Genomic DNA, 21,174 nt, shown 5'->3' with positions numbered 1-21,174 from the left:
GAAGTGGACACGGACACCAGGATCTCCGATCCCCACCCTCAGGTCATCACCCCACACTCACACGGGGTGTCTCACACGATCTTGACCGAGAGGGCTCCGCGTCGCTGCGCATCCACACCGTGGCATCCACCGCGAAGTCCGGCTGCTAACGGTCCGGCCGCCTAGCCGCAAGGACATCACGCAGCATGCTCGTATCGATCCGGCCCGACGCCACCGCGGCATAGGCCGCGCCATGCCCGCGCCGCGCGCCTGGCGCCAAACTCACATACGCGACCCCGCCGATCGTGACCAGCGTACACAACCCGTCGACCAGATCGAACAACGCAGCCGCCCGCGCGGTGAAACAGTCGTACACCTCGCCCCGGAACCGGCGAAGTTCACCCTGGTCAGACCGCCCGCCCTGCGCGACACTACGAACAACGGCCACCTAGACCTCCCGAGAAGATCGCCTCTCCTCACAGTGATCAGGTGGCCGTTCCATGCCAGTCCCTCAACAGAGCGACTGAACCCAGCTCACACGTTAAACGCGAAGCTTAGTGAGTGTTTGAGAGTGGTGTCGCACGGCGTGTCCCTGCCACCGGAGGAGATGGCGTGAAGCTGGCCGAGTGGAGCGTGAGCGGCGGTATCCGTCAGACTTGACCGACGGGCAGTGGGAACTGGTGGAGCCGACGCTCCCGCCGATCAAGTCGCCGGGGCGGATCCCGAAGCATCCCCGTCGGGTGATCGTGGACGCGTTCTTGTGTGTGGTGCGTAGCGGCTGCTCATGGCGTCAGCTGCCAGCCGACTTTCCGCCCTGGCAGACTGTGTACTGGCAGTTCCAGCAATGGGAAAGACGCCGGGTCACCGAACGGATCCTGGAAGGGCTGCGAGAACAGGTCCGGATCGCCGAAGGCCGTGAACCCGAGCCATCGGCCGGCGTCCTGGATTCGCAGTCGTTCAAAGCAGCCGACACCGTCGGGCGCGACAATCGCGGCTACGACGCAGGGCAGAGAGTCAACGGCCGCAAAGGGTTCGTCACCGACACCCTCGGCCTGCTCGTCGTGGCGTGTGTGATGCCGGCGTCGTGGCAGGACCGCGAGGGCGCCAAGGCAACGCTGCTCAGTACCTACCTGGGCAGCCCGATCCGGCACGTGTTCGCCGACCTGGGCTTCGGGAAGCTGGTCGACTGGTCCGCCGAGATCCTCAAGACCACCCTGGAGATCGTTCGTACGCCCGCCGACCAGCAAGGTTTCGTGGTGCACCCGAAACGGTGGGTGGTGGAACGCAGCTTCGCCTGGCTCACCGCGCACCGCCGCCTGGCCCGTGACTGTGAGCGTGATCCCACGGTCTCCGAAGCGTTTATCCGGTGGGTCGCGATCAATACGACGGTCCGTGGCCTCCATCAGGGCCGGCCCACCGCCCGACAGGCCCGCCGCACGTTCAACACGTCCGAATCACAGCCCTCTCCAGCGCTACTCAGTGCTGGTGCCGGGTACGTCAGCGGGGTCGTCACCCCACCGCCAGGACCGTCCGGGAGCTGATCATGATCACCGTGTCCCTGCGCCGTTTCGCGACGATGTTCGTTGAGGTCGCTGACACCCACAGCCCTGAATTCGACGTCGTCGAGTTCCTGCAGATGCTCGCCGATCACGTCGCCGAGCTCGTTCCGGACGCCACCGCCGGAACGCTGCTGGCCGACCCGCAAGGCCGCCTGCACTACACGGCTGCCTCTGACGAGACCACCAAGCTTTTGGAGCTGTTGCAGCTGGAGAAGCAGGACGGCCCGTGTGTGGACGCGTTCCACCGCCGCCAACCGGTGATCAACACCGACCTGCTGAGCGCGGCAGACCGCTGGCCACACTTCGCACGTCACGCCCGCGCCGCGGGGTTCCGCCGCGTGCACGCTGTCCCGCTACAGTTACGCGAGCACGCCATCGGCGCGCTGGGCGTATTCAGCACCACCACTGGCGACTTCGACGACACTGATCTACACCTCGTACGGTCGCTCGCTGACGTCGCCACCAGCAGCCTGCTGTACCGCCGATCGATCAAACACGCTGAAGACCTCTCCCGACAGCTGCAGACCGCGCTGGACAGCCGCATCCTCATCGAACAGGCCAAAGGAGCGATCGCCCAGGCCCACAACATCAGCGCCGACCAGGCCTTCATCCTGCTGCGAGCCTACGCACGACGCACTAACCAACGACTCAAAGACGTCGCCGGTGAAGCTGTCACCGACCTGAACGCCCTGCCCGGACTCACCTCTGACGGCGAACCCACATAGCGGCGGCTCGACGGACAGCACCTTCAACACGTCCGGATAACAGCCCTCTCAAACACTCACTTAGCTTAGGCCCGAGCACGAGTCGTCTGACCGGCTCGGTCTGCTGCGGGTCGGCGGCGGTCAGGCAGCCGGGCGGTGGATGCGCAGGTCGCCGTGGCGGGCCAGTCCCGACGGCAGGTCGGTCGGTCGCGCAGCGTGGCGTCCAGGAAAGCGGCGGTGGTCTGCGTCGTCACGCGGATGGTCTTCGTCCGGCCCAGTGAGCCCGCGACCTACGGCACGGGCGGCAGGAACAGTGGCGCGTCCGTGAAGGTGAGGTGGGCGCTGCCGGGGACTGTCAGCCGATAGCTGGTTGCGGCTCCCCGGTCCAGCACGCTCGTCGGGAGTGTCAGGTAGGCGGCGCCGGCCTCGCCCGTGACGTCGTGGGTGAGGGCGAGGACCGGCTGCCGCACCGATCCCTGGCCGGGGTTGAGACCACCGTCCAGGTTGATCACCGCGGTGATGCGGCGGTCCTTTCGACGGCGCGCATCGCGGCCGCGCCGCCGATCGAGTGGCCGGGGGCGGCGACCCGCTCGGTGTCCGCCCGGCCAGCGGACCGCTGCCCGGGTCGGCCAGCCGGCTCAGGACGAAGCGGAGGTGCAGCGTCTAGCCGACGGCGTGCGAGTGCCAATTCGTACGGGCGCCCGGGGTGAACCGCACGAGCGCGACGGTCATCCGCGACGGGCCGGTGCTGCTGTAGATCGGAGTCATGTACACGTCGCCGGTGAACGCCTGCGCGGGCGTCTTGACGGTCGGGCGGACAGGCAGAAGTTCCATGCTTCCAGCAAACCCCTTGCCGGCCGCCGATGGGAGGGTCTGCTGATGGAGGTACCGACAGAGCACCCTCGTGTACTGGTCATCCGTTCCTGCCGAGCGGCACGGTGCGCGGGTCTTGGGGAAGTTCGGCGGATAACCGCTGGTCAACCGGTCCGTACGGATATTTTGTCAGCAGCTTTCCTCTCCGAATCCGCCCGGGAAATGGTCTGATGATGCGCGGCAGAATGCGAACAGCGTCGGCGCTTGCCGTCGGATTCCTGCTCTCGGCGACGATCGCCGCGGGAATGATGGGTACCGCCCAGGCGGCTGAGGCCGCCGAGGCCATCACGGTCACCCCCAGCTCGGGGCCGGCCGGCACGCCCGTGGTGATCAGCGGTTCCGGCTGGGAAGCCGGCTTGCCGCTTCACGTGGTGTGGAACTGCGGGTGGTCCACCACCGACCGGCGTGCGGTAGCCGACGTCACGACCAGCCCCGACGGCGACTGGTCCGTCCCGGCGGTCGTTCCCGGCGACTGCGTGACACAGGAAACGCAGGTTTTCGCCGAGGCGTACGGCGGCCCGCACGGATCGCCGGAGGGCGTCTTCACCCTGAGCCCGCAGAGCCCCGAGAGCCCGGCAACTACGCCGCTCCCGTGCGAGAGCGAGCCACGGATCTACTGGAGCCAGACGGCCGGTCCCCAAGGAACGCACTTCACCCTCGACGGCTCCGGATGGGCCGGCGGCGGAACAGTCACCATCGCTCTGCCGTACGGCTCGGCGGGACTCTTCGGTGCCTCGACCCTGAACCCCGCGGTCGACTCGCTCGGCAATTGGCGCGTGGAAATGTACGACCAGCATTCCCCGCCCGGTGACTACGAGATCTCCTTCGAAGAGGAGCTCTGCGGCCTTCAGGTAGGAGGCACCTTCCGGGTCACCGTCACCGAGGAGCAACTCCGGGAACTGCTGTCGGGCATCTGGGATGTGGTCTCCGTCGGCAACACCGCCTGCGATGTCACCGATTGCAATACGCGGTGGTCGAGCTCCGGGGCGAGCAAGGCGATCACCTACCTCGAGCGGGCCAGGACGATCTATTCACTGGCCAATGCCACGGCCCTCGCGGTCCGGGTCGGCAAGGACCTGGACGAGTTGAACGCGGCCTTGGAGGCAGCGGACGAGGACAAGCACGACCCCAAGGTGGTCGCCGCGGCCCGCAAGACCCTGGCCGACACGAAAGATCTCCATCGTTCGCTTCTCGACACCATACCGGGGCTTGGCCTGTTGTGGCCGGTCCCGGAGTAACGGAACACGCGGGAAGCCGCTGCGTGACGTGGTTCCGCCAGACCTATGTTCTGATGTCGCCCCGGTTGAGCAGGGCACTGGGTGAAGGCGTCGGAACGCGGGCACGACCGTCAGTAGCGCGAGGGGCGGACGGTCGGTCGAGGCTCGTCTACGAGCGGCCGCCGTCCCCTCTTGACTGGGCTTACTCGGGGGCGCAGATCTCCTCGAGGCACTTACGCAGGGAGTCGATGTCGAAGCCCTGCTCGCGCCAGCGCTCCTGCAGCTCTTTCGAGATGGCGCCCTTCCCCAGCGCACAGCGCAGCAACCGGCACAGGTCCCCGCCACCGTCGTGCCCTGACCCCCCTGTGGGGTCGGGGTCGGGCCGGTCGCCTCCCGGCCACACCGCCGCGGTCAGTACGGCCTCGCGGGTGAACGGCACGCCGCGGAACGTCCCTCCCTGGGCGCGGACGGTGATCCGGTAGACCCCGGCAACGATCGCGGGGAGCATGAGGTCGAAGCTGCCGCCAGGAGTTTCCGCCATGGCGAGGGTGGTCTGCAGGCCGTCGGGGTAGACGACGTCCGCCGCCACGCGGGCCCGGCCCTCGATGGGGACACCATACTCACTCAGGACCGCTCGCAACTGCAGCATCGAGCCCGGCGTGAAGCCGCTCTGTGTCAGGCCGGTCCGCATCCGCAGGTTGCTGAGTGCATGCACGCTGACGCAGTACGCCGCGCCGTTGGCGCGAAGGTCCCGGATCCTGGGGTCGTCCGAATCTTGGGAAGTCCACTTCTTGTAGGCACGCTTGTCGATCTCCAGGACGGCGTACCACGTGCCCCCGTGCGCCGGACCCGCCGGAGCCGGCACCGGCAAGCTCAGTCCCACGGTCGTCACCTCGGCGGCCCGTTCGAACTGGGCTCGCGGGACGCCGCTCGAGGCGTCGAGGACGTCACCGGCCGGCGTCTCGACGGCCACCCGCAGGACGGGCAGCGATGTCAGCACGATGACGCGAGCGTTGATGTCCGCCTCGGTGACGCTGAACGGGATTCGCACCTTCGCGCCCGGTAGCACGTGGCCGACCGGGTCGACGACGATGTCGTTGCGGCTGACCCCGGCCAGGATCTGGAGGAAGAACTTCCGGACCCGGAACTGGTCGTCCAGGCTCGACGACAGTACTCCCGAGAGCAGAAGCGCGCCGCCTGTCGAACCCGCCAGCTGCGTCAGCGCTGCAGTGTTGACCTGCGTCTCGTTCCCGAGGCCCACCGCGTAGGTCCGGTTGTCGATGGAGGACGCAACGGCCGCGATCGACTGAGGCCGGTTCTCGATCCCGTCGGTGAACACAACGATCGCCTTGTCCGTGTAAGCCTGTGCTGGCAGCGCGGACAGCTCGGACCGGGCCATCGCCAAGCCGTCGCCGACCGAGGTCGCCCCGTGGGCCCCATGCGCCGCGATCTGGGTGAGGGCCTGCCCGCGCACGGGGTCACCGAAGCCGTTGCTGGTGACCTTGGAGATGGCCAGGCCCCCGTACGTCGGGTCGTTCGGTGGGTAGGCATCGTCGTCAAACCGGATCAGCCCGATGCCGTTGTCCTTCTGGATCAGGTTCGCGAACAATGCTGCCGCGTCTTTGAGCACGTCGAGCCGCCTGGCCCCGCTGGTACCGGCCGGGTCCGACATCGAGCCGGACTGGTCGAGGGCCAGCTCGACGGCGACGGTCGGCCGCGGAATCGTGGTGGCCACGAGCTCGAGGTCGAAGGCCTGGTTCCCGACGGTCACCGTCGTGTTCACGGGCCCAAGCGACTGCGGCGCCGTACCGACGGCACCGGCCGTGAACTCGAACCAGATGCGCACCTCGCGGTACTGGGTGGGTCCGGCCTTGGAGAGAACCTGCGGGGTGGAGACCCCGAACGGGGCAGCCGGCGCCGGCCCGGTCACCTGCAGGTCGACGTCGACGCACGTGCGGATCCGGAAGGTCGCCGATCGCCAAGTGGTCTCGAGCTCCGGGACGTCGGTGAACACGACCTGGTAGCGGGAGGTGGCAGCGTTCAAGTGGTTCTCCGCCTCGACGACCTGGAAATCACTGCCGTTGGTGTCGTAGCAGGGCGGCGAGACCACGGACAGATCGAGGTAGTTGATGACCGCACGCTTCGTCGGGTCCGACGCCCACGGCTCCAGCCCCGTACCGCCCGCCCACGGCTCGACGCGCTCGGTGATCAGGGCGTTGAGCTGCCCCGCATTCAATCCGGCGTACGCCGTGGCGGACGCGAGGCGCTCGGGATGCGCCGGGTCCGTCTGCCACTTCGCCCAGAGCCTGTCCAGGTTCGAGTGCAGGAGGAACACGAACGGGTCGTGGAATGAGTAATGCGGGTTGCTGATGGTTCCGCCGATATAGCTGTGCGCGACGTTGTCGTGCGCGGCCTTCAGCGCCGCGCCGAAGGTCGCGAAGTCCGAGTTGTTCGAGATTGCCGCGTCCGAGGTGATCGCGGGCGTCCCGTCCGGGTTCGCGGCGACCGACCCGGCGTCTCGCCAGATCTTGGTGTGCCCGTTGCCGGTCTCGGCGTCTTCGGTCGATTCGAAGTCGTTGAGCAGGTGACTTACGTTCCCGGAGGCGTTGTCCATGAATTGAGGCGTGAACAGCGCTGCTCGTGGGCCCGAGGCCACACGCGGGTCGGTGGTCCAGTCCCAGTAATGCAGCGACAGCTCAGGGTCTACCTCGCGCAACAGCGCCTCGAGGCGGTTGACGATCACCCGGTGCCACGGGATGAAGCCCGGACCCCCGTGGACGTCGACACCGTTGAAGTGGGCGTTCTTGTGGATCTGCTCCTGCTTGTCCCAGTACGAAACCCCGTCCGGGAAAAACTTGGAGGTGTCCAGCGTGCGGATCGCCTCGATGAAGCGGTCCCGCTCGAGGGCACTGACCGTGCCGATGTTGCGTCGAATGCCATCTCCCAGAGCCATGGTGCACCACTCCTCCTGGTGGGCCACCCACGCAGTGCCCCGATGGTGTACAGAGGGCCCTAGGCTGCAGGTGATACGGCCAGTCGTAGATCCTGTCGGGGATGGCAGTACCTACTCCGCCTCTGATCTTGAATGGCATCGCATCGCGCGTGGTCAGTCTGAGGGTCGCGGGCTTTTTCGTCGCTGTCAGAGCGCCGGGATGTCGGAGGCGGCGGCGCGGGCACGACGGCGCCGCGCCCGCGCCAGTAGGGCGAAGGCGGTGGAGCCGATCAGGGCGATGCCACCGGCTGCCACGGCCCAGGCAGTGCGGCTGGCATTGGCCGTGAAGCCGGCGTCCTCGATCTTCGGTAGTACGGCGGCCGTGAGGCTCGGGGTCGGATCCGTCTGCGGTGCTGCGAGCATCGCCGCGGGTTCGCTTGTGCTCGCGGTCGTTGTCCCGGCCCGGCTCGGCGCCGGTGAAGCGGTTCGCCGCGCGGCCGGCGCCCGACCCGTACTCGCCGACGTGGAGCGGGCCGTGGCCGGGGTTCGGTTGGTGCTGGGCTTGGTAGCCGGTGTGGCGGTTCCCAGGATGGAGACGTGGAAGGACAGGTCCACGTCATCGGTGCCGCCCTTGCGGTCCAGCGCCTCGTAGAAGCTGAAGCCGGCCATCTCCCAGTCGGGGTGTGGCAGCGTTTTGACGATCTTGTAGTGCAGGACGACCGTCTGGGACTTGCCAACCGCCAGCGGTCCCGGACTGGAGCAGTACTGCCCGCCGTCCGGGTCCGGCCGGCAGCCGGTGCCACTGGCGAATTTGGTGCCCACCTGGGTCTGCACACCGGTCAGCGCCCATTCCGGCTCGACGGCCGGGCCGTGGTTGGTGATCGTTACCCGGATGCTGACCGTGTCACCGACGTGCCCCTTGGCGTCCGTCGTGGACACCGACAGGTGCGTTGAACCTTCGACGGCGCGGGCCGAGGCCGGAAGCGGCGCCGAGACGAGCAACCCCGCGGCCGCGGCCATCAGCCCGAACGACGCCCACATGCCCAGCACCTTCCGCCAGCCCGTCCCATCGACGGGAGAGCTTACCGATCGATCGATCGATTCGGACACCACCCCGGTTTGGGCAAATCCACCCGGTCAATCTTCCCGTGGAGGTTCAGCGACACGGCCGGACACCGGCTGCGGTTCCTCTACGCCGGCCGCGGTGTAGCGATCACCGATACGGCGGGGCGCGCCGAATGTGACACACAGCTCAGAATTGGCGTTCATGACTTATTCGTGAGGCTGCGTTTTGGCGGTGGCGGATCAGTTGGGCCAAGTGGGCAAGGGTGAGTGTTTAGTCCCCAGTTGATCGTTGCCTTGGCGCGGGATATTCGGATGCTAAGCGATCTGAAGTGACGTACATGCCGGTCGGCGCTATTCGGCCGAAAGGGGCACCCGGCGCGAAATCGGCCGTCCTCTGAGGACGTTTACAGGAAATGCACAGGCTCTTTAAGCGGCCTGATCATGGCCGGCCTGCTCGGGGCGGTGTACGCCCTCACCGGCGCCCGCCGCGGTGGGCTGCTGCTTCTGCTGGCGAGCTTCGCGGTCGGCGCCTTCGTCAAGTATTCGCAGTTCGTCCTCCTCGCCGCCGCCTTGACCGGCGTCCTGACGATCCTGCTGCTGGTGCGATGGCGTCGCGGGAGCCGGGAGGTGGGCGATCTCGTCGTGACGATCGGCGCCACGCTCGGCGCGGCCGCGGCGATGTTCCTGCTGTCGAAGCTGCTGGGCTGGCCGGGCGGCACCGAGTCGATGCAGGACCTGCTCACCGGGCACTTCCTCAGGCCGGATGTCGCCGACCCGGTCGGCGGCTGGCTGCACACCAACGGCACGTTCTGGCAGCTCTGGCTCGCCGAGCAGCTGCAGGAGCCGTTCCTGCTGACCGCGTGGGCGGCGGGAGCGTGGGGCGTGTTCCGTTTGAACAAGACCGCGGGGTACGTCGTGTTCGCCGCCCTGCTCGCCGGCCTCGCGAACCAGGTCGGCCACCCGAACGTCAGCCAGGGCGACCGGATCTACATCGCCGCCTGGCTGCTGGCGGTCTACGGAGTGCCGCTGCTGCTGCAGACCTTCCTCACCCGGCAGCAGTCCCCGGCCATGGGGATCCGTGCCCAGGCGGGCCCCCCGTCGGAAGAAGGTGTCGCGGACCCCAGCGAAGCTCGGCACCCATTCGGCCTAGCTCGGTGAACACCCCTATGGCGGGCGCCGTCTCGGCGCCCGCCATACGTCGTGCCCTTTCGTCAGCGAAGCCGGCGCAGCGGCAGCCGGCTCGCCGAGGCCGCGCTGCACTGGGCGGCCAACGGCCTGGGCCTGTTGCTGGCCGCGGCCCTTGCCACCACAAGCCTCGCCTGACCGGCGCCTACCGGGTCTGGCCGCGCACCACGAGGGCCCAGCAGAGGAAGCCGAATGCGGCGGTGCTGGCGATCGTGCGGACCAGGTTCCAGGCGGACCAGCGCGCCTCGTGGAAACGCTCACGAACCGCCGCCAGGTCGGTGATCCGGTCGGGGTCGCCGGCGGCCTTGAGCGCGTCGTTGAGCGGCACGTTGATCGCCAGGGTGATGATGACCACCGCCAGATACAGGACAAACGCGGCGATGATCCACGGCTTGCCCGGGTTGAGGAACGCCGCGGCGGCCGTCAACAGCAGCGCCCCGAAGAAGCTGGTCATGAACCAGGGATTTATGATCGCCCGGTCCATGGCCTGGAACGCCCCGACGAACGTGCGGTCGTCGGTGTCCGCCAAGCCCCGCATGATGGTGTGCTGGTAGAGACCGAACACCCCGGCCGCCAGCCCCATGGTCATGGTTGCCGCTATGAGCGTCGTCACCCGCACTACGAACATGTCGCCTCACAGTCCTGGTCGGAACAACCTCGTACGACCAGTCAACCGGTGCGACTCCCGTCGGGCCATCGTTGAGGATCTACGCCGCATGCGCGAGGATCTCACGCGCAGTCCAGCCGTTCGTGACCGCCGGCCGGCGGTTGTCGTGCTGCCCACTGTGCGCGGGGCGTTGTCTGCAACGGGGCGGGGTTTGAGTAACGTGACCGGGGCCGGATCGCTGGAGGGAATCGCTATGAACGATGAGGAACTGGCCAAGAACGTTGCCGCCGAGCTGTCCGAGGATCCCAAGGTGGACAGCACGCTGATCGACGTGCGGGCCGATGGCGGCGAGGTTCTGCTGCGCGGGACGGTCGGTAGCTTCTGGCAGAAGCGGGAGGCGCAGAAGGCGGCCGAACGCGTCGATGGGGTCACCAACGTCGACAACATCATTGACGTGCGCCTGCTGACCGAGCACCGGCGGGCCGACGCCGAGCTGCGTGCTGACGTGCTGCACGCGCTCAGCCTGAACGGCATGGTGCCGGGCACCGTCGACGCGTCCGTCGACGACGGCACCGTGCTGCTGAGCGGCACCGTCGACTTGGAGCACCAGCGGGAGGAGGCAGTCCGCATCGCGGGTAACGTGCGCGGCGTCGTCAACGTGCAGAACGACATCTTCCTGAACCCGCCCCTCACCGACGAATAACTGGATCCCCGATCGGCGAGGCGTTTGTTGACAGGCACCGCTCCCTCGCGGCGGCCTACAGCCCTCAAGAAGCGCCGACCGCCGCCCGCTCGGCCGGCATCGGCCGTCCCAGATAGAAGCCCTGCCCCAGCGGCACCCCGCACGACGCGAGAGCATCCCGCTGCCGGGCGGTCTCGATCCCCTCGGCGATCACCGTGCACGAATTCTCCCGGGCGAACGAAACCAGCGACTTGATCGCCGCCTGCCGGGCGCCCTCGTCCTCGACCCCGTCCAGCTGGGAGCGGCCGAGCTTGAGGAACGCCGGCTTCAGGGCCTCCATCCGGGCGAGGCTGTCGTAGCCCGCGCCGGCGTCGTCGACCGCGATCCGGACGCCCACGGGAATGTCCGGGATGTCGGCGGCGTCGCTGATCTCCAGCACCAGCGGCCGGTCGCTCTCGGCCAGCAGGGGCGCCAGCTCGCGAGGCCGCCGCAGCAGGTCGCCCGAGACGTTGACCGACAGCCACGTCCCCTCGGGCAGCGAGTGCGCCGACGCCAGGGCCGCACGGATCAGCGCCACATCGAGGTCGATCTGCACGCCCTGGGCCTGCGCGGCGCGAAGACCCTCCTGCGGGCTGCTGCCGTCGGCGAAGCGGGTCAGCGCCTCGTACCCGACCACCTCGCCGGTGGACAGCTCGAAGATCGGCTGGAACACCGTGAAGAAGGTGAACTCCTCGAACGAGGAGGACAGCGGCGAGGAGAGCGGCGACGTCCGGCCGGCCCGGGCCTCGGCGTGCGTCGAGCGCACCGCGACCAGCCCGGAGGAGCCGCCCGAGTCCGACCGGTAGTGCAGCACCGAGGCCCAGTCGCCGATCGCCCCGGTCGGCGCGGCCGAGGCCGGTGCCGGGGCGGGCGAGGCGGCGCGCGCCGGGCGCTTGACCGGGCGGTACAGCCAGTTCCGCAGGTGCGTCAGAAGGTCCACGATCGTGTTGCCGACCCCGACAAAAGCCACGATCGCGTACGTCGAGAGCACCAGGTTCAGCCCCGCGAAGACGAGGTTCGCCCACCAGTGCTGCTGAACATCGCGCACGACGGTCCAGGCGCACAGCGCGATCAGCAGCATCGGCAGCACCAGGTACGTGGTGGCGGCCGTCGTCCGGTTGCGCACTTTCGGCGTACGTTTGAAGGCGCTCTTCTCGCCCGTGAGCAGCTGAAGGATCGAGGCGAAGCTCCCCGAGAGATTGACCGGCAGCAAGATCAGGTTGAATCCGTAGATGCGCAGGACGTCGAGCCGCTTGTAGCCCAGGTATCTCAGGTCGGCGCTCATCATCAGGAAGTACGGCACCGAGACCAGCAGCAGGATCGGGTTCAGCAGGTCCGCGTTGAACGGGTAGGCCAGCATCACCACGAGGCACACGGAGCTCCAGAAGATGGAGGCCATGTAGTTCACGCGCAGGAAAAGCTCGCCGAAGCGGTTCTTCTGCCCCTTGGCGCGGCGCGCGCGGAACTGGTCCTTGAGCCGGCTGAGGATGAGCAGGCCGCCGTTGGCCCAGCGCTGCCGCTGGATGCAGAGCGAGCCGAAGTCGGGCGGGGTGGCGCTGTAGGCCATCCGCTCCGGGTAGTTGAACAGCGTCCAGCCGTGCACCCCGAGGTCGATCGTCGACTCGGTGTCCTCGATGACGGTGCGGTCCTGGATGTAGCGGCGGATCTCCCAGTCGCCCTCGTACGAGACCTCGCAGATGTCGTCGAGGGCCTTCTTGCGCAGCACCGCGTTGGCGCCGACCCAGAACGTCGCATCGTAGTGGGTCATGCCCTGGTGCACGATGTGCTGGATGTCGGTGGTGGCGCCGGAGATGCGCTCGATGCGGGTGGCCGAGCCGGGGAACGCGCTGTACGGCGTCTGCGCGACCGCGTCCTGGGCGTGCGCGCCCTGCTCGAGCAGGTGCACGAGGCGCAGCGCGTACTCGGGGAGCAGCACGCTGTCGGCGTCGAGGGTCAGCACGTAGTCCGGGTCCGGGATGCTGAGATCGCCGCGGCCCGGGCCGGCCGGCACGAGAGCGACGCCGAGCGGCGTGCCGACCTCGTGGTAGGTGCCACCCATGAGGCCGATGTAGCTGTTGAGGTTCATCGCCTTGTTCGGCTCGCTGGAGAGCGAGACGTACCGCTTGCGCTCGAAGCTCGTCATCGAGACGTCGAAGATCGCGAGCAGGCGGCGGTGGAGCTGGACGAGCCGCTCCTTGGGCAGGGCGGCCGACTCGCCGGCGCCGCTCTCCAGGGCCTCGGCGATCGTGGCGAGGTCCTCGGCGAGCCGGTTGAGGATGTGCTCGACGAAGAAGACGTCGGTGTGGTCGACCATCTCCTGGCGGCGGCCGAGGCCGTACAGCCAGCCCACCGCGAACCGGTACTCGGCGGCGAGGTCGCGCATGTCGTCCACGGTTGCGGCGCGACCGTCACCATCGGCGACGAACCGACCGTACGCTGCCTGAACGCGCGCGAACGGCGCCGCGAACTCCGCCTCGATCGTGCCGGGCAACGCTCGCGCGGCGAGCAGTTGTTCGCGGGCGGCGCGAGTCCTGGGCTGCTGCGGGTCGTCGATGAGCAGCACCACGCGCAGGCCGGGGTACTCCTGCAGCGCCGCCGACAGCAGCGTGGTCCGGATGACCCGCTCGTCCTCCTGGTACGACGGCACCAGCACCGTCATCGACGGCATCTGGCCGGCAAGGAGGTTGTCCAGCGCGATCCGCGGCGCCCGGTGGTGCGCCCGGCTGCGGTAGAAGAAGCCGATCCGGGTGATCAGGTACGCCGTCGCCGAGGCCGCGAGGGCGGTCACCACGACCATGTACACGATCGCCTCGACCGCGAGCCGCGCGGTGCCGGCGTGACCGGCGATGAACTGCTCGATCACCGTGTAGATGATGTAGCAGGCCCAGACCGCGATGGTGAGCACGATCGCGAGGCGGCCGCGCGCGATGCGTCCCTCGGAGACCGGCGGCGCCACCAGGGGGTGCGGGGCCGAGCGGCGGTCGGCGCCCCACTGGCGCCGGGCGTCCGGCGTGGGCTGGCCCGGTTGGCGCTGGTCCGGTTTGCGCGGCATATGAGTCCATCGGCGGGAACATCACCCTTCTGAACGTTTTCTTCATTGCGCGGCGAGATTGCCGATCGGGTAGCTATGCCGATCGAATCCGCCACGCTCCAGGCCGACCCGCTCGCCGACCCGGACTGGCAGGAGCCGGAGGCGCCGGTCGAGCGCTTGTCGTGGCTGCGGCTCGGCGTCCTGATCCTCGTGCTGGCCGGCCTCGGCGCCGGCGGCACCGCCGCGGTGCTGCATCTGCGGAACACGGCCGGCCCGACCGCGAAGTCATGGGCGGTCCCGTACGTCGACGTCACGCTGACCCCGGCGTTCGACTTCCAGGACCCGAGTGCCAACCCGGCCAACGACGTGGCCCTCGGCTTCGTCGTCGCCGACCCCCAGGACGGCTGCACGCCCAGCTGGGGCGGCTACTACACCGCCGACGAGGCCGCCGGCTCCCTCGAGCTGGACCGGCGGATCAGCCAGCTGCGCTCGGCCGGCGGCGACGTCATGCTCGGCGTCGGCGGGCTCAGCAACACCGAGCTGGCGGTCGCCTGCGCCGACCAGGCGAAGCTGACCGCCGCCTACCGGCAGTTGATCAAGCGGTACGACGTCGACACGATCGACCTGGACATCGAGGGCACGGCCGTCGCCGACACCGCGTCGCTGCAGCGCCGGGCCGCCGCGCTCGCGACGCTTCAGGCCGAGGGGACGCTGGACGTCTGGCTGACCCTGCCGGTGACGCCGGACGGGCTCACCGCCGACGGGCTCGCCGCGGTGCGGACGACGCTCGAGGGCGGCGTCTCGCTGCGCGGCGTGAACGTGATGACCATGGACTTCAACACCGGCGCCACGTCGCCGGACATGCTCGACCTGGCCACCAGCGCGCTGAACGCCACCCACAAGCAGTTGTCCGACCTCTACCTGCGGCTCGGCGTGAAGCTGACCTCCCCGCAGGTGTGGTCGCGGATCGGCGCCACCCCGATGATCGGCCAGAACGACGTCGACGCCGAGCGGTTCACCGTCGCCGACGCGCAGGGCCTCGCCCAGTTCGCGGTCGACAACGGCCTCGGCCGGGTCTCGATGTGGTCGTTGAACCGGGACGCTCCATGCAAGGGCACCTTCACCAACGTGGTCGTGCACTCGAACACGTGCAGCGGCGTCACGCAGGACTCGCTCGCCTTCTCGAAGACCTTCGCCGACCTGCCCGGCAGCGTGGTGGGCGCGTCGGGCCGGGACTCGGTCGCGATCCCCGACGCCTCGCCGAGCGTCGACGACCCGGCGAAGAGCCCGTACCCGATCTGGCGTCTCACGGCCCAGTACGTGACCGGCTACAAGGTCGTCTGGCACGGCGTGGTCTACGAGGCCAAATGGGCGAGCTCGGGCGTGGACCCGTCCGCCGCCGGCGACGCCTCGACGCCGAACCCGTGGGCGGTGATCGGCCCGGTGACCTCGACCGACGCCGCGCCCAAGCCGACGCCGACGGTGACCGGCGTGACCGCCCAGTGGAACACGACGACCATGTACGTGCGCGGCGACAAGGTTCTGTTCGGCGGGCTGCCCTACCAGGCGCGCTGGTCGACGAAGGGCGACGTTCCCTCGACCGAGTACCCGGTCGACCCGGACGACCCGTGGCAGCCGCTGTTCACCGTCCCCGGCGAACCGGTGTGATGAGGGCATGACATCCGTGGCACTTGGTGACGGGTACTGGATGGCCGAGGGCCCGCCCGCCGTCGACGACTACCTGAGCCTGCGCGGGCGCGCCGGCCTCAGCCCCCGCCGCCGGGACCAGGCCGAGGCGGCCGTGCGCGGCTCGTGGTGCGGCGTGCACGTCATCCACGAGGAGACCGACACGGTGGTGGCGATGGGCCGGGTGATCGGCGACGGCGGCTGGTACTTCCACATCGTCGACATGGCCGTGCTGCCCGAGCATCAGCGGCGCGGCCTCGGCAACGCCGTGCTGACCGCCCTGCTGGAGAGGATCAGGGCCGGCGCGCCGCCCGGCGCCTACGTCAGCCTGATCGCCGACGAGCCGGGGCGCCCGCTCTACCGCCGGCACGGCTTCGAGGACACAGCGCCGGCGTCGATCGGTATGGCCCGCCTGCTTGAGAAGGGCGGCGCGGGCCATCGCCGGGGATGGCCCGCGCCGAGGTCTCAGGGGCGCCGGTAGGACCGGATCGAGGGCAGCGCCCGTCCGGTGAAGTCGAACTGGGTGAGGTTGTCGTTGGAGGCCTCGGCGCCCGGCTGCCAGCCGACGCCGGGGATCCACTCGGGCTCCCAGGCCATGAAGCCCAGGCCCTTTCCGCCCGGCACCTGCGCGAGCACCCCGCGCAGCGCCTCGTAGAACGCGGCCTGTCCCTGCGGCGTCGCCGGGAAGCGGTCCACGTCCGGCAGGTACGCGTCGGGGCCGACGATGTTGCCGCGGCCGTCGCCGTCCTCGAACGTCCACGGGTAGGACACCTCGGCCAGCAGGATCGGCTTGCCGTAGCGGCCGGCCGAGTCGACGAGGTTGGCCTGCAGCTCGGCCATCGAGCCGTGCCACATCGGGTAGTACGACTGGCCGATGATGTCGTACGGCACGTCGTATTTCGCGATGTTGTCGAAGAACCACTGGGTGTCGCCCATCCGGCCGCCCTTGTCGATGTGCAGCATCGTCTTGAGGCGGTGGCCGCCGCAGCCCTCGAGCGCGCCCTCGGTGCCGGCCTTGAGCAGGTCGGTGAAGGCCTCCCACTGCTGGGTGCCGTCCGGCAGGTAGAGCTGGCCGACCGGCCACAGGATTCCGTTGGTCACCTCGTTGCCGATCTGGATGAGGTCGACCGGCGTGCCCTGGGCGGCGAAATCCCGTACGAGAGAACGGGTGTAGTTTTTGATCTTGGCCGTGAGACCGGCCAGATCGGTGGGCCAGCTCGCGGGGATGGGCTGCTTTCCGGGGTCGGCCCAGAAGTCGCAGTAGTGCGGGTCGAGCAGGATCTTCATGCCCGCCTTCTTGGCCCGCTTGGCCAGGGCCAGCGCGCGGGCCTTGTCGCTGTAACCGGCCGGCGGGTCGATCCAGACGCGCAGGCGCATGTAGTTGGCGCCCTCGTGGGCGAGGATCTGCTCGGCGGGGCGCACCCGCCCGGCGAGGTCGCGGTAGCGGACGCCGGCCTCCTCCAGCTGCGGGAGGAAGGAGAGGTCGGCGCCTCGGATGCTGAGGGTGGTCTTTGCTTTCTGCGCCGCGTGGGCCTGGGAGGGGACCAGCGTGGCCAGGGCGATTCCGCCGGCCCCGGCGAGGAAACCGCGGCGGCTGAGTGAGGACGGCATCGATGACCTCCATGTTCCAATGGAGACTGTGAGCGCTCACGGTGCTCCGCCGTAGGCGCGATGTCAAGGGCGCGTTATCGTGCAGACGTTCCAGAAACCGGAGGGACACAGAAGCGATGCCGGACGATGCGCCCGCCCACCCGAAATCGCGCGGCGCCGCCCGCCGGGCCCAGCGTCGCGGACCCACCATGGAGGACGTGGCGACGCTGGCCGGGGTGTCGCGCGGCACCGTCTCGCGGGTGCTCAACGGGGCCAACCATGTGAGCTTGGCATCGCTGGAGGCGGTCCGCGAAGCGATGCGCCAGACCGGGTACGTGGTGAACCAGAGCGCCCGCAGCCTGGTGACCCGCCGCTCGGGGGCGGTCGCGTTCGTGCTCTCCGAGCCGTCCGACCGTCTCTTCGAGGACCCGGTGCTCGGCGCGTTGCTGCGGCATTGCACCCAGCTGCTGGGCGCGCAGGGCCGCAGCCTGATGCTGTTGCTGGCCGGAACCCCCGAGGAGCGGGAACGCGTCCTGGTCTTCGCCCGCGCGGGCCACGTCGACGGGGTGCTGCTGGTGTCCATGCACGACGGGGATCCGCTCGCCGCCGACCTCGTCGGCACCGGCGTCCCGGTGGTCGTGTGCGGCCGGCCGCCGCTGGACGGCCCCGCGATGCCCTATGTCGCGGCCGACGACCGCGGCGGCGCGCGCCTGATGACGCAGTATCTGCTGGATCGCGGCGCCCGGCGGATCGCAACGGTGGCCGGCCCGGCCGACACGGCCGGGGGAGTGGAGCGGCTGGCCGGCTTCCGGGACGTGCTCGGCCGGCGGGCAACCGGGCGGGTGGTGGCCCGGTCCGCGGAATACAGCATCGAGGCCGGCCGGAACGCGATGACGCAGCTGCTGTCGTCGTGTCCCGACCTGGACGCGGTCTTCGTGGCCTCCGATCTGCTGGCCGTGGGCGCGTTGCAGGCGCTGTCGGGGGCCGGCCGCCGGGTGCCGGAAGACGTGCTGGTCGGCGGCTTCGACGACTCCACGATCGCGTCGGCGACCACGCCGCCGCTCACGACGATCCGTCAGCCGTTGTCGCAGGTGGCGGGCGAGATGGTGGAGGTGCTGCTGCACCTGGTGGCGGGCCGCGCCGCCTCGTCGCGGGTCCTGCCGACCACGCTGGTTCGCCGCGACTCGGCGTGACCACAGCGCTGTGAGCGCTCACAGGGGTTGGTCGACACCGAACAGGCCGGGCAGGCCGCCGCTGTGCAGGAAGACGACCCTCCGACCGGCGCCGGGCGTCGCGGCGAGGCCGGCCATCGCGCGCCCGGTGTAGATCGGATCGAGGAAGAGGCCCTCGGTGCGGGCGGCCAGGCGCAGCGCCGCCCGGACCGGCTCGGTCACCGTGTCGTACCCGGCGCCGATCTGTCCCTGGTCGATCGCCAGCTCGCCGGGGTTGCTCGTCAGCAGCGCCCGGACCGCGGCCTCGGGGTCGGGCGAGGCGCCGGTGTCGAAGCCCAGCACCCGCGCGGCGCCCAACTCGGCGACCAGGCCGGCCATCGTGGCGCCGGAGCCCACCGCGACGACCACCCGGTCGAACTGGGCCTGCGCCTCCAGTTCCCGGGCGCACTCGGCGTAGGCGGCGACGGACGTGGGGGAGGATCCGCCGAACGGGATCAGGAAGGAGCCCGCGTGCCGGGCGGCCTCCTCGGCCGCGACCTCGTCGGCCGGTCGCTCGCCGGCCCACACGATCTCGGCGCCGGCGAGCCGGTCGAGAAGCAGGTTGCCGGCCGGACTCTGCGGCGCGGCCGGACTCTGCGGCGCGGCCGGGTCCTGCGGCGCGTGGCCGGTCAGGACCAGCACGCAGGCCAGCCCGAGGCGGGCCGCGGTGGCCGCGGTGGCCCGGGCATGGTTGGACTGCGGGGCGCCGGTGGTGACCAGAAGCTCGGCGCCGGCGGCGAGCGCCTCCGCGCAGGTGTACCGCAGCTTGCGTGCCTTGTTGCCCCCGCCGCCCAGCCCGATCAGGTCGTCCCGCTTGATCCACAACCGGTCGAGCCCGAGGGCGGCGGCGAGGCGGGGCGCGTCCTCCAGAGGGGTGGGGAAGACGCCCAGATCAAGCGGTTCAACCATGCCGGGACTCTACGGCGTCCAGGCGTCCGCGAAGGGCGCGTCCCACGATCAGCCCTGCGACTCGGCGGTGGCCTGCGTGGTGGCCTCCGCGGCGTTCTTGGGGGCGTCCTCCGCGGCGTCCTTCCGGGCGGCCTCGGCGCGGTCCTCCTCGGCCCGCGCCGACAGCCCCGACTGGGTGCGCAGCGGCAGCTCCGGCAGGAACAGGAAGATCACCAGCCCGGCCGCCAGCACACCGGCCGCGATCAGGAAGATCATGTCCATCGAGGTCGAGAAGCCCACCTTGAACGGGGCCGCCAGCACCGCGTCCACGTGATTGAGGAACGACGTGTCGTTCAGCGCCGACGAGTTCAGCCCGCCCCGCAGCACCGCGATGATCGGCTTGTTGGCCGGGTCGTTCGCGACGGCCGGGTTCGCCAGCGCCTGCTGCAACCCGGGCCCCGCCGTCCGCAGCGCCGACGCGATGTTGGCGCCGACCGTGGAGAACAGCAACGACAGGAACACCGCAGTCCCCGCCGTCGCGCCCATCTGGCGGAAGAAGGTCGCGGACGACGTCGCCACGCCGATCTCCCGGGGCGACATCGCGTTCTGCACGGCCAGCGTGATCGGCTGCAAGATCAAACCAATACCCAGCCCGAGTACGGCCATGAAGGCGCCCGTACGCCAGAAAGGTGTCGCCGCGCCGATCGTGTGCAGCAGCGCGAATCCCGTCGCGGCCAGCACGCTGCCCAGAATCGGGAAGACTTTGTAGCGCCCGGTCCTGCTGATCAGCTGACCGGAGATGATCGAGCCGATCATCAGCCCCGCGGTCAGCGGCAGCAGTTGCAGGCCGGACTCGGTGGGCGTGGCGCCCCGGACGATCTGCAGGTAGAGCGGCAGCACCGCGAGCCCGCCGAACATCCCGACGCCTACCAGGAAGCCGCCGATGGCGGTGAGGCCGAACGTGCGGTTGCGGAAGAATCGCAGCGGGATCAGCGCGTCCTCCTTCATCGCGCGCTCGGCGACGACGAAAAGCAGCAGTCCGAGTACGCCCACCGCGTAGCACCCGATCGCGCGCCCCGAGTCCCAGCCCCAGGCCCGTCCCTGCTCCGCCACGATCAGCAGCGGCACCAGAGCGACGCAGAGGAACAGCGCGCCCCACCAGTCGATCCGGTGTTCCCGCTTCTCCTGGTCGATGTGCAGAACTTTCGCGACGACGATCAGCGCGACGATGCCGATCGGCACGTTCACGAGGAAGACCCAGCGCCAGCCGGTGATGCCGAGGATGGTGTCCGCCCCGGCGAAGAAGCCGCCGATGACGGGGCCGAGCACGCTCGACGTACCGAAAACCGCAAGAAAATATCCCTGGTAGCGGGCCCGTTCCCGGGGCGGCACGATGTCCCCGATGATCGCCAGCGCGAGCGAGAACAGGCCGCCCGCGCCCAGCCCCTGGAACGCGCGGAACGCGGCGAGCTGGTACATCGACATGGCGAACGAGCTGGCCGCCGACCCGACCACGAAAATCGCGATCGCGGCCAGGAAGAACTTCTTCCGGCCGTAGATGTCGGAAAGTTTCCCGTACAGCGGCGTCGAGATCGTCGCGGTGATCAGGTACGCCGTGGTGACCCAGGCCTGCGCGCTGAGCCCGTGCAGGTCGTCGCCGATCGTGCGGATGGCCGACGCGACGATCGTCTGATCGAGGGCCGCGAGGAACAGGCCGAGCATCAGGCCGCCGAGGACCTGTAAGACCTGGCCATGGGTGAGTGGGCTGCCCGGCGATGCGGCCGGGGCGGTGGGTGCGGTGGCGGCGCTCATTCGCATACTCCCTGGGCTTGCTGTAGGCGTGCTCCTACCCAGCGAATGGCGCCCCCAAAGGGTTCAATGGCGCAGCTAACCTGCGACGTCGGTCACGGCTGCCTGGTCGGTCAC

Annotated in this window: 19 protein-coding genes; 9 read left to right on the top strand and 10 right to left on the bottom strand. The window is 69.4% G+C overall.

The window, feature by feature from the left end; translation table 11 throughout:
- Positions 1–145 precede the first annotated feature (145 nt).
- On the bottom strand, positions 146–427 hold the full coding sequence (locus ACIA5D_RS44485; protein WP_396036710.1) for a hypothetical protein: 282 nt from the start codon (positions 425–427) through the stop codon (positions 146–148).
- A gap of 208 nt (positions 428–635) precedes the next feature.
- Here ACIA5D_RS44485 and ACIA5D_RS44480 point away from each other — a divergent pair, with 208 nt between their 5' ends.
- Both ACIA5D_RS44480 and ACIA5D_RS44475 read left to right on the top strand, forming a co-directional pair.
- Positions 636–1,520: an IS5 family transposase gene (locus ACIA5D_RS44480; protein WP_396036709.1), complete on the top strand. Its 885-nt coding sequence runs from the start codon at positions 636–638 to the stop codon at positions 1,518–1,520.
- Positions 1,521–1,522: 2 nt separating this feature from the next.
- Positions 1,523–2,263: a GAF domain-containing protein gene (locus tag ACIA5D_RS44475; RefSeq protein ID WP_396036708.1), complete on the top strand. Its 741-nt coding sequence runs from the start codon at positions 1,523–1,525 to the stop codon at positions 2,261–2,263.
- Between the two features lie 269 nt (positions 2,264–2,532).
- On the opposite strand, the gene ACIA5D_RS44470 is transcribed toward ACIA5D_RS44475, so the two are convergent.
- Together ACIA5D_RS44470 and ACIA5D_RS44465 are read right to left on the bottom strand one after the other, a co-directional pair.
- Entirely contained in the window at positions 2,533–2,754 is a 222-nt protein-coding gene (locus ACIA5D_RS44470) for a hypothetical protein (protein ID WP_396036707.1), read from the bottom strand.
- Between the two features lie 151 nt (positions 2,755–2,905).
- On the bottom strand, positions 2,906–3,076 hold the full coding sequence (locus ACIA5D_RS44465; RefSeq protein ID WP_396036706.1) for a hypothetical protein: 171 nt from the start codon (positions 3,074–3,076) through the stop codon (positions 2,906–2,908).
- A 224-nt stretch (positions 3,077–3,300) separates the two neighbouring features.
- Between ACIA5D_RS44465 and ACIA5D_RS44460 the strand changes: the two genes are divergently transcribed.
- Positions 3,301–4,353: a hypothetical protein gene (locus tag ACIA5D_RS44460; RefSeq protein WP_396036705.1), complete on the top strand. Its 1,053-nt coding sequence runs from the start codon at positions 3,301–3,303 to the stop codon at positions 4,351–4,353.
- Positions 4,354–4,534: 181 nt separating this feature from the next.
- On the opposite strand, the gene ACIA5D_RS44455 is transcribed toward ACIA5D_RS44460, so the two are convergent.
- Both ACIA5D_RS44455 and ACIA5D_RS44450 read right to left on the bottom strand, forming a co-directional pair.
- The gene (locus ACIA5D_RS44455) at positions 4,535–7,285 is read right to left on the bottom strand and encodes a tyrosinase family protein (RefSeq protein ID WP_396036704.1); all 2,751 of its coding nucleotides are present in this window, start codon (positions 7,283–7,285) and stop codon (positions 4,535–4,537) included.
- Positions 7,286–7,471: 186 nt separating this feature from the next.
- Positions 7,472–8,305, bottom strand: a complete 834-nt coding sequence (locus ACIA5D_RS44450) for a hypothetical protein (protein WP_396036703.1) — start codon at positions 8,303–8,305, stop codon at positions 7,472–7,474.
- 465 nt (positions 8,306–8,770) lie between these two features.
- Between ACIA5D_RS44450 and ACIA5D_RS44445 the strand changes: the two genes are divergently transcribed.
- Together ACIA5D_RS44445 and ACIA5D_RS44440 are read left to right on the top strand one after the other, a co-directional pair.
- Positions 8,771–9,487, top strand: coding sequence for a hypothetical protein (locus ACIA5D_RS44445; RefSeq protein WP_396036702.1), 717 nt, complete (start codon positions 8,771–8,773; stop codon positions 9,485–9,487).
- A gap of 42 nt (positions 9,488–9,529) precedes the next feature.
- Positions 9,530–9,652: a hypothetical protein gene (locus ACIA5D_RS44440; protein WP_396036701.1), complete on the top strand. Its 123-nt coding sequence runs from the start codon at positions 9,530–9,532 to the stop codon at positions 9,650–9,652.
- Between the two features lie 7 nt (positions 9,653–9,659).
- Here ACIA5D_RS44440 and ACIA5D_RS44435 read toward each other — a convergent pair whose 3' ends face one another.
- Positions 9,660–10,142, bottom strand: coding sequence for a DUF1772 domain-containing protein (locus tag ACIA5D_RS44435; protein ID WP_396036700.1), 483 nt, complete (start codon positions 10,140–10,142; stop codon positions 9,660–9,662).
- An 88-nt stretch (positions 10,143–10,230) separates the two neighbouring features.
- Between ACIA5D_RS44435 and ACIA5D_RS44430 the strand changes: the two genes are divergently transcribed.
- The gene (locus tag ACIA5D_RS44430) at positions 10,231–10,824 is read left to right on the top strand and encodes a BON domain-containing protein (protein ID WP_396036699.1); all 594 of its coding nucleotides are present in this window, start codon (positions 10,231–10,233) and stop codon (positions 10,822–10,824) included.
- A gap of 64 nt (positions 10,825–10,888) precedes the next feature.
- Here ACIA5D_RS44430 and ACIA5D_RS44425 read toward each other — a convergent pair whose 3' ends face one another.
- Positions 10,889–13,894: an EAL domain-containing protein gene (locus tag ACIA5D_RS44425; RefSeq protein ID WP_396036698.1), complete on the bottom strand. Its 3,006-nt coding sequence runs from the start codon at positions 13,892–13,894 to the stop codon at positions 10,889–10,891.
- Between the two features lie 75 nt (positions 13,895–13,969).
- Between ACIA5D_RS44425 and ACIA5D_RS44420 the strand changes: the two genes are divergently transcribed.
- On the top strand, positions 13,970–15,541 hold the full coding sequence (locus ACIA5D_RS44420) for a chitinase (protein ID WP_396036697.1): 1,572 nt from the start codon (positions 13,970–13,972) through the stop codon (positions 15,539–15,541).
- Between the two features lie 7 nt (positions 15,542–15,548).
- Positions 15,549–16,040, top strand: coding sequence for a GNAT family N-acetyltransferase (locus tag ACIA5D_RS44415; protein ID WP_396036696.1), 492 nt, complete (start codon positions 15,549–15,551; stop codon positions 16,038–16,040).
- On the opposite strand, the gene ACIA5D_RS44410 is transcribed toward ACIA5D_RS44415, so the two are convergent.
- Positions 16,025–17,170, bottom strand: a complete 1,146-nt coding sequence (locus tag ACIA5D_RS44410; RefSeq protein ID WP_396036695.1) for an arabinogalactan endo-beta-1,4-galactanase — start codon at positions 17,168–17,170, stop codon at positions 16,025–16,027. The genes ACIA5D_RS44415 and ACIA5D_RS44410 overlap by 16 nt on opposite strands.
- A gap of 116 nt (positions 17,171–17,286) precedes the next feature.
- On the opposite strand from ACIA5D_RS44410, the gene ACIA5D_RS44405 reads away from it, so the two are divergent.
- Positions 17,287–18,342, top strand: coding sequence for a LacI family DNA-binding transcriptional regulator (locus ACIA5D_RS44405; RefSeq protein WP_396036694.1), 1,056 nt, complete (start codon positions 17,287–17,289; stop codon positions 18,340–18,342).
- Positions 18,343–18,360: 18 nt separating this feature from the next.
- On the opposite strand, the gene ACIA5D_RS44400 is transcribed toward ACIA5D_RS44405, so the two are convergent.
- Both ACIA5D_RS44400 and ACIA5D_RS44395 read right to left on the bottom strand, forming a co-directional pair.
- Entirely contained in the window at positions 18,361–19,269 is a 909-nt protein-coding gene (locus tag ACIA5D_RS44400) for a pyridoxal-phosphate dependent enzyme (protein WP_396036693.1), read from the bottom strand.
- Between the two features lie 48 nt (positions 19,270–19,317).
- A complete protein-coding gene (locus ACIA5D_RS44395; protein ID WP_396036692.1) occupies positions 19,318–21,060 on the bottom strand; it encodes an MDR family MFS transporter in 1,743 nt (580 codons plus the stop codon).
- Between the last annotated feature and the right edge of the window lie 114 nt (positions 21,061–21,174).

It is taken from the genome of Actinoplanes sp. NPDC051513, assembly GCF_044454685.1.
In the GTDB taxonomy this organism is placed as follows: Bacteria; Actinomycetota; Actinomycetes; order Mycobacteriales; family Micromonosporaceae; genus Actinoplanes.
This window is presented reverse-complemented; position numbering and strand designations above follow the sequence as displayed.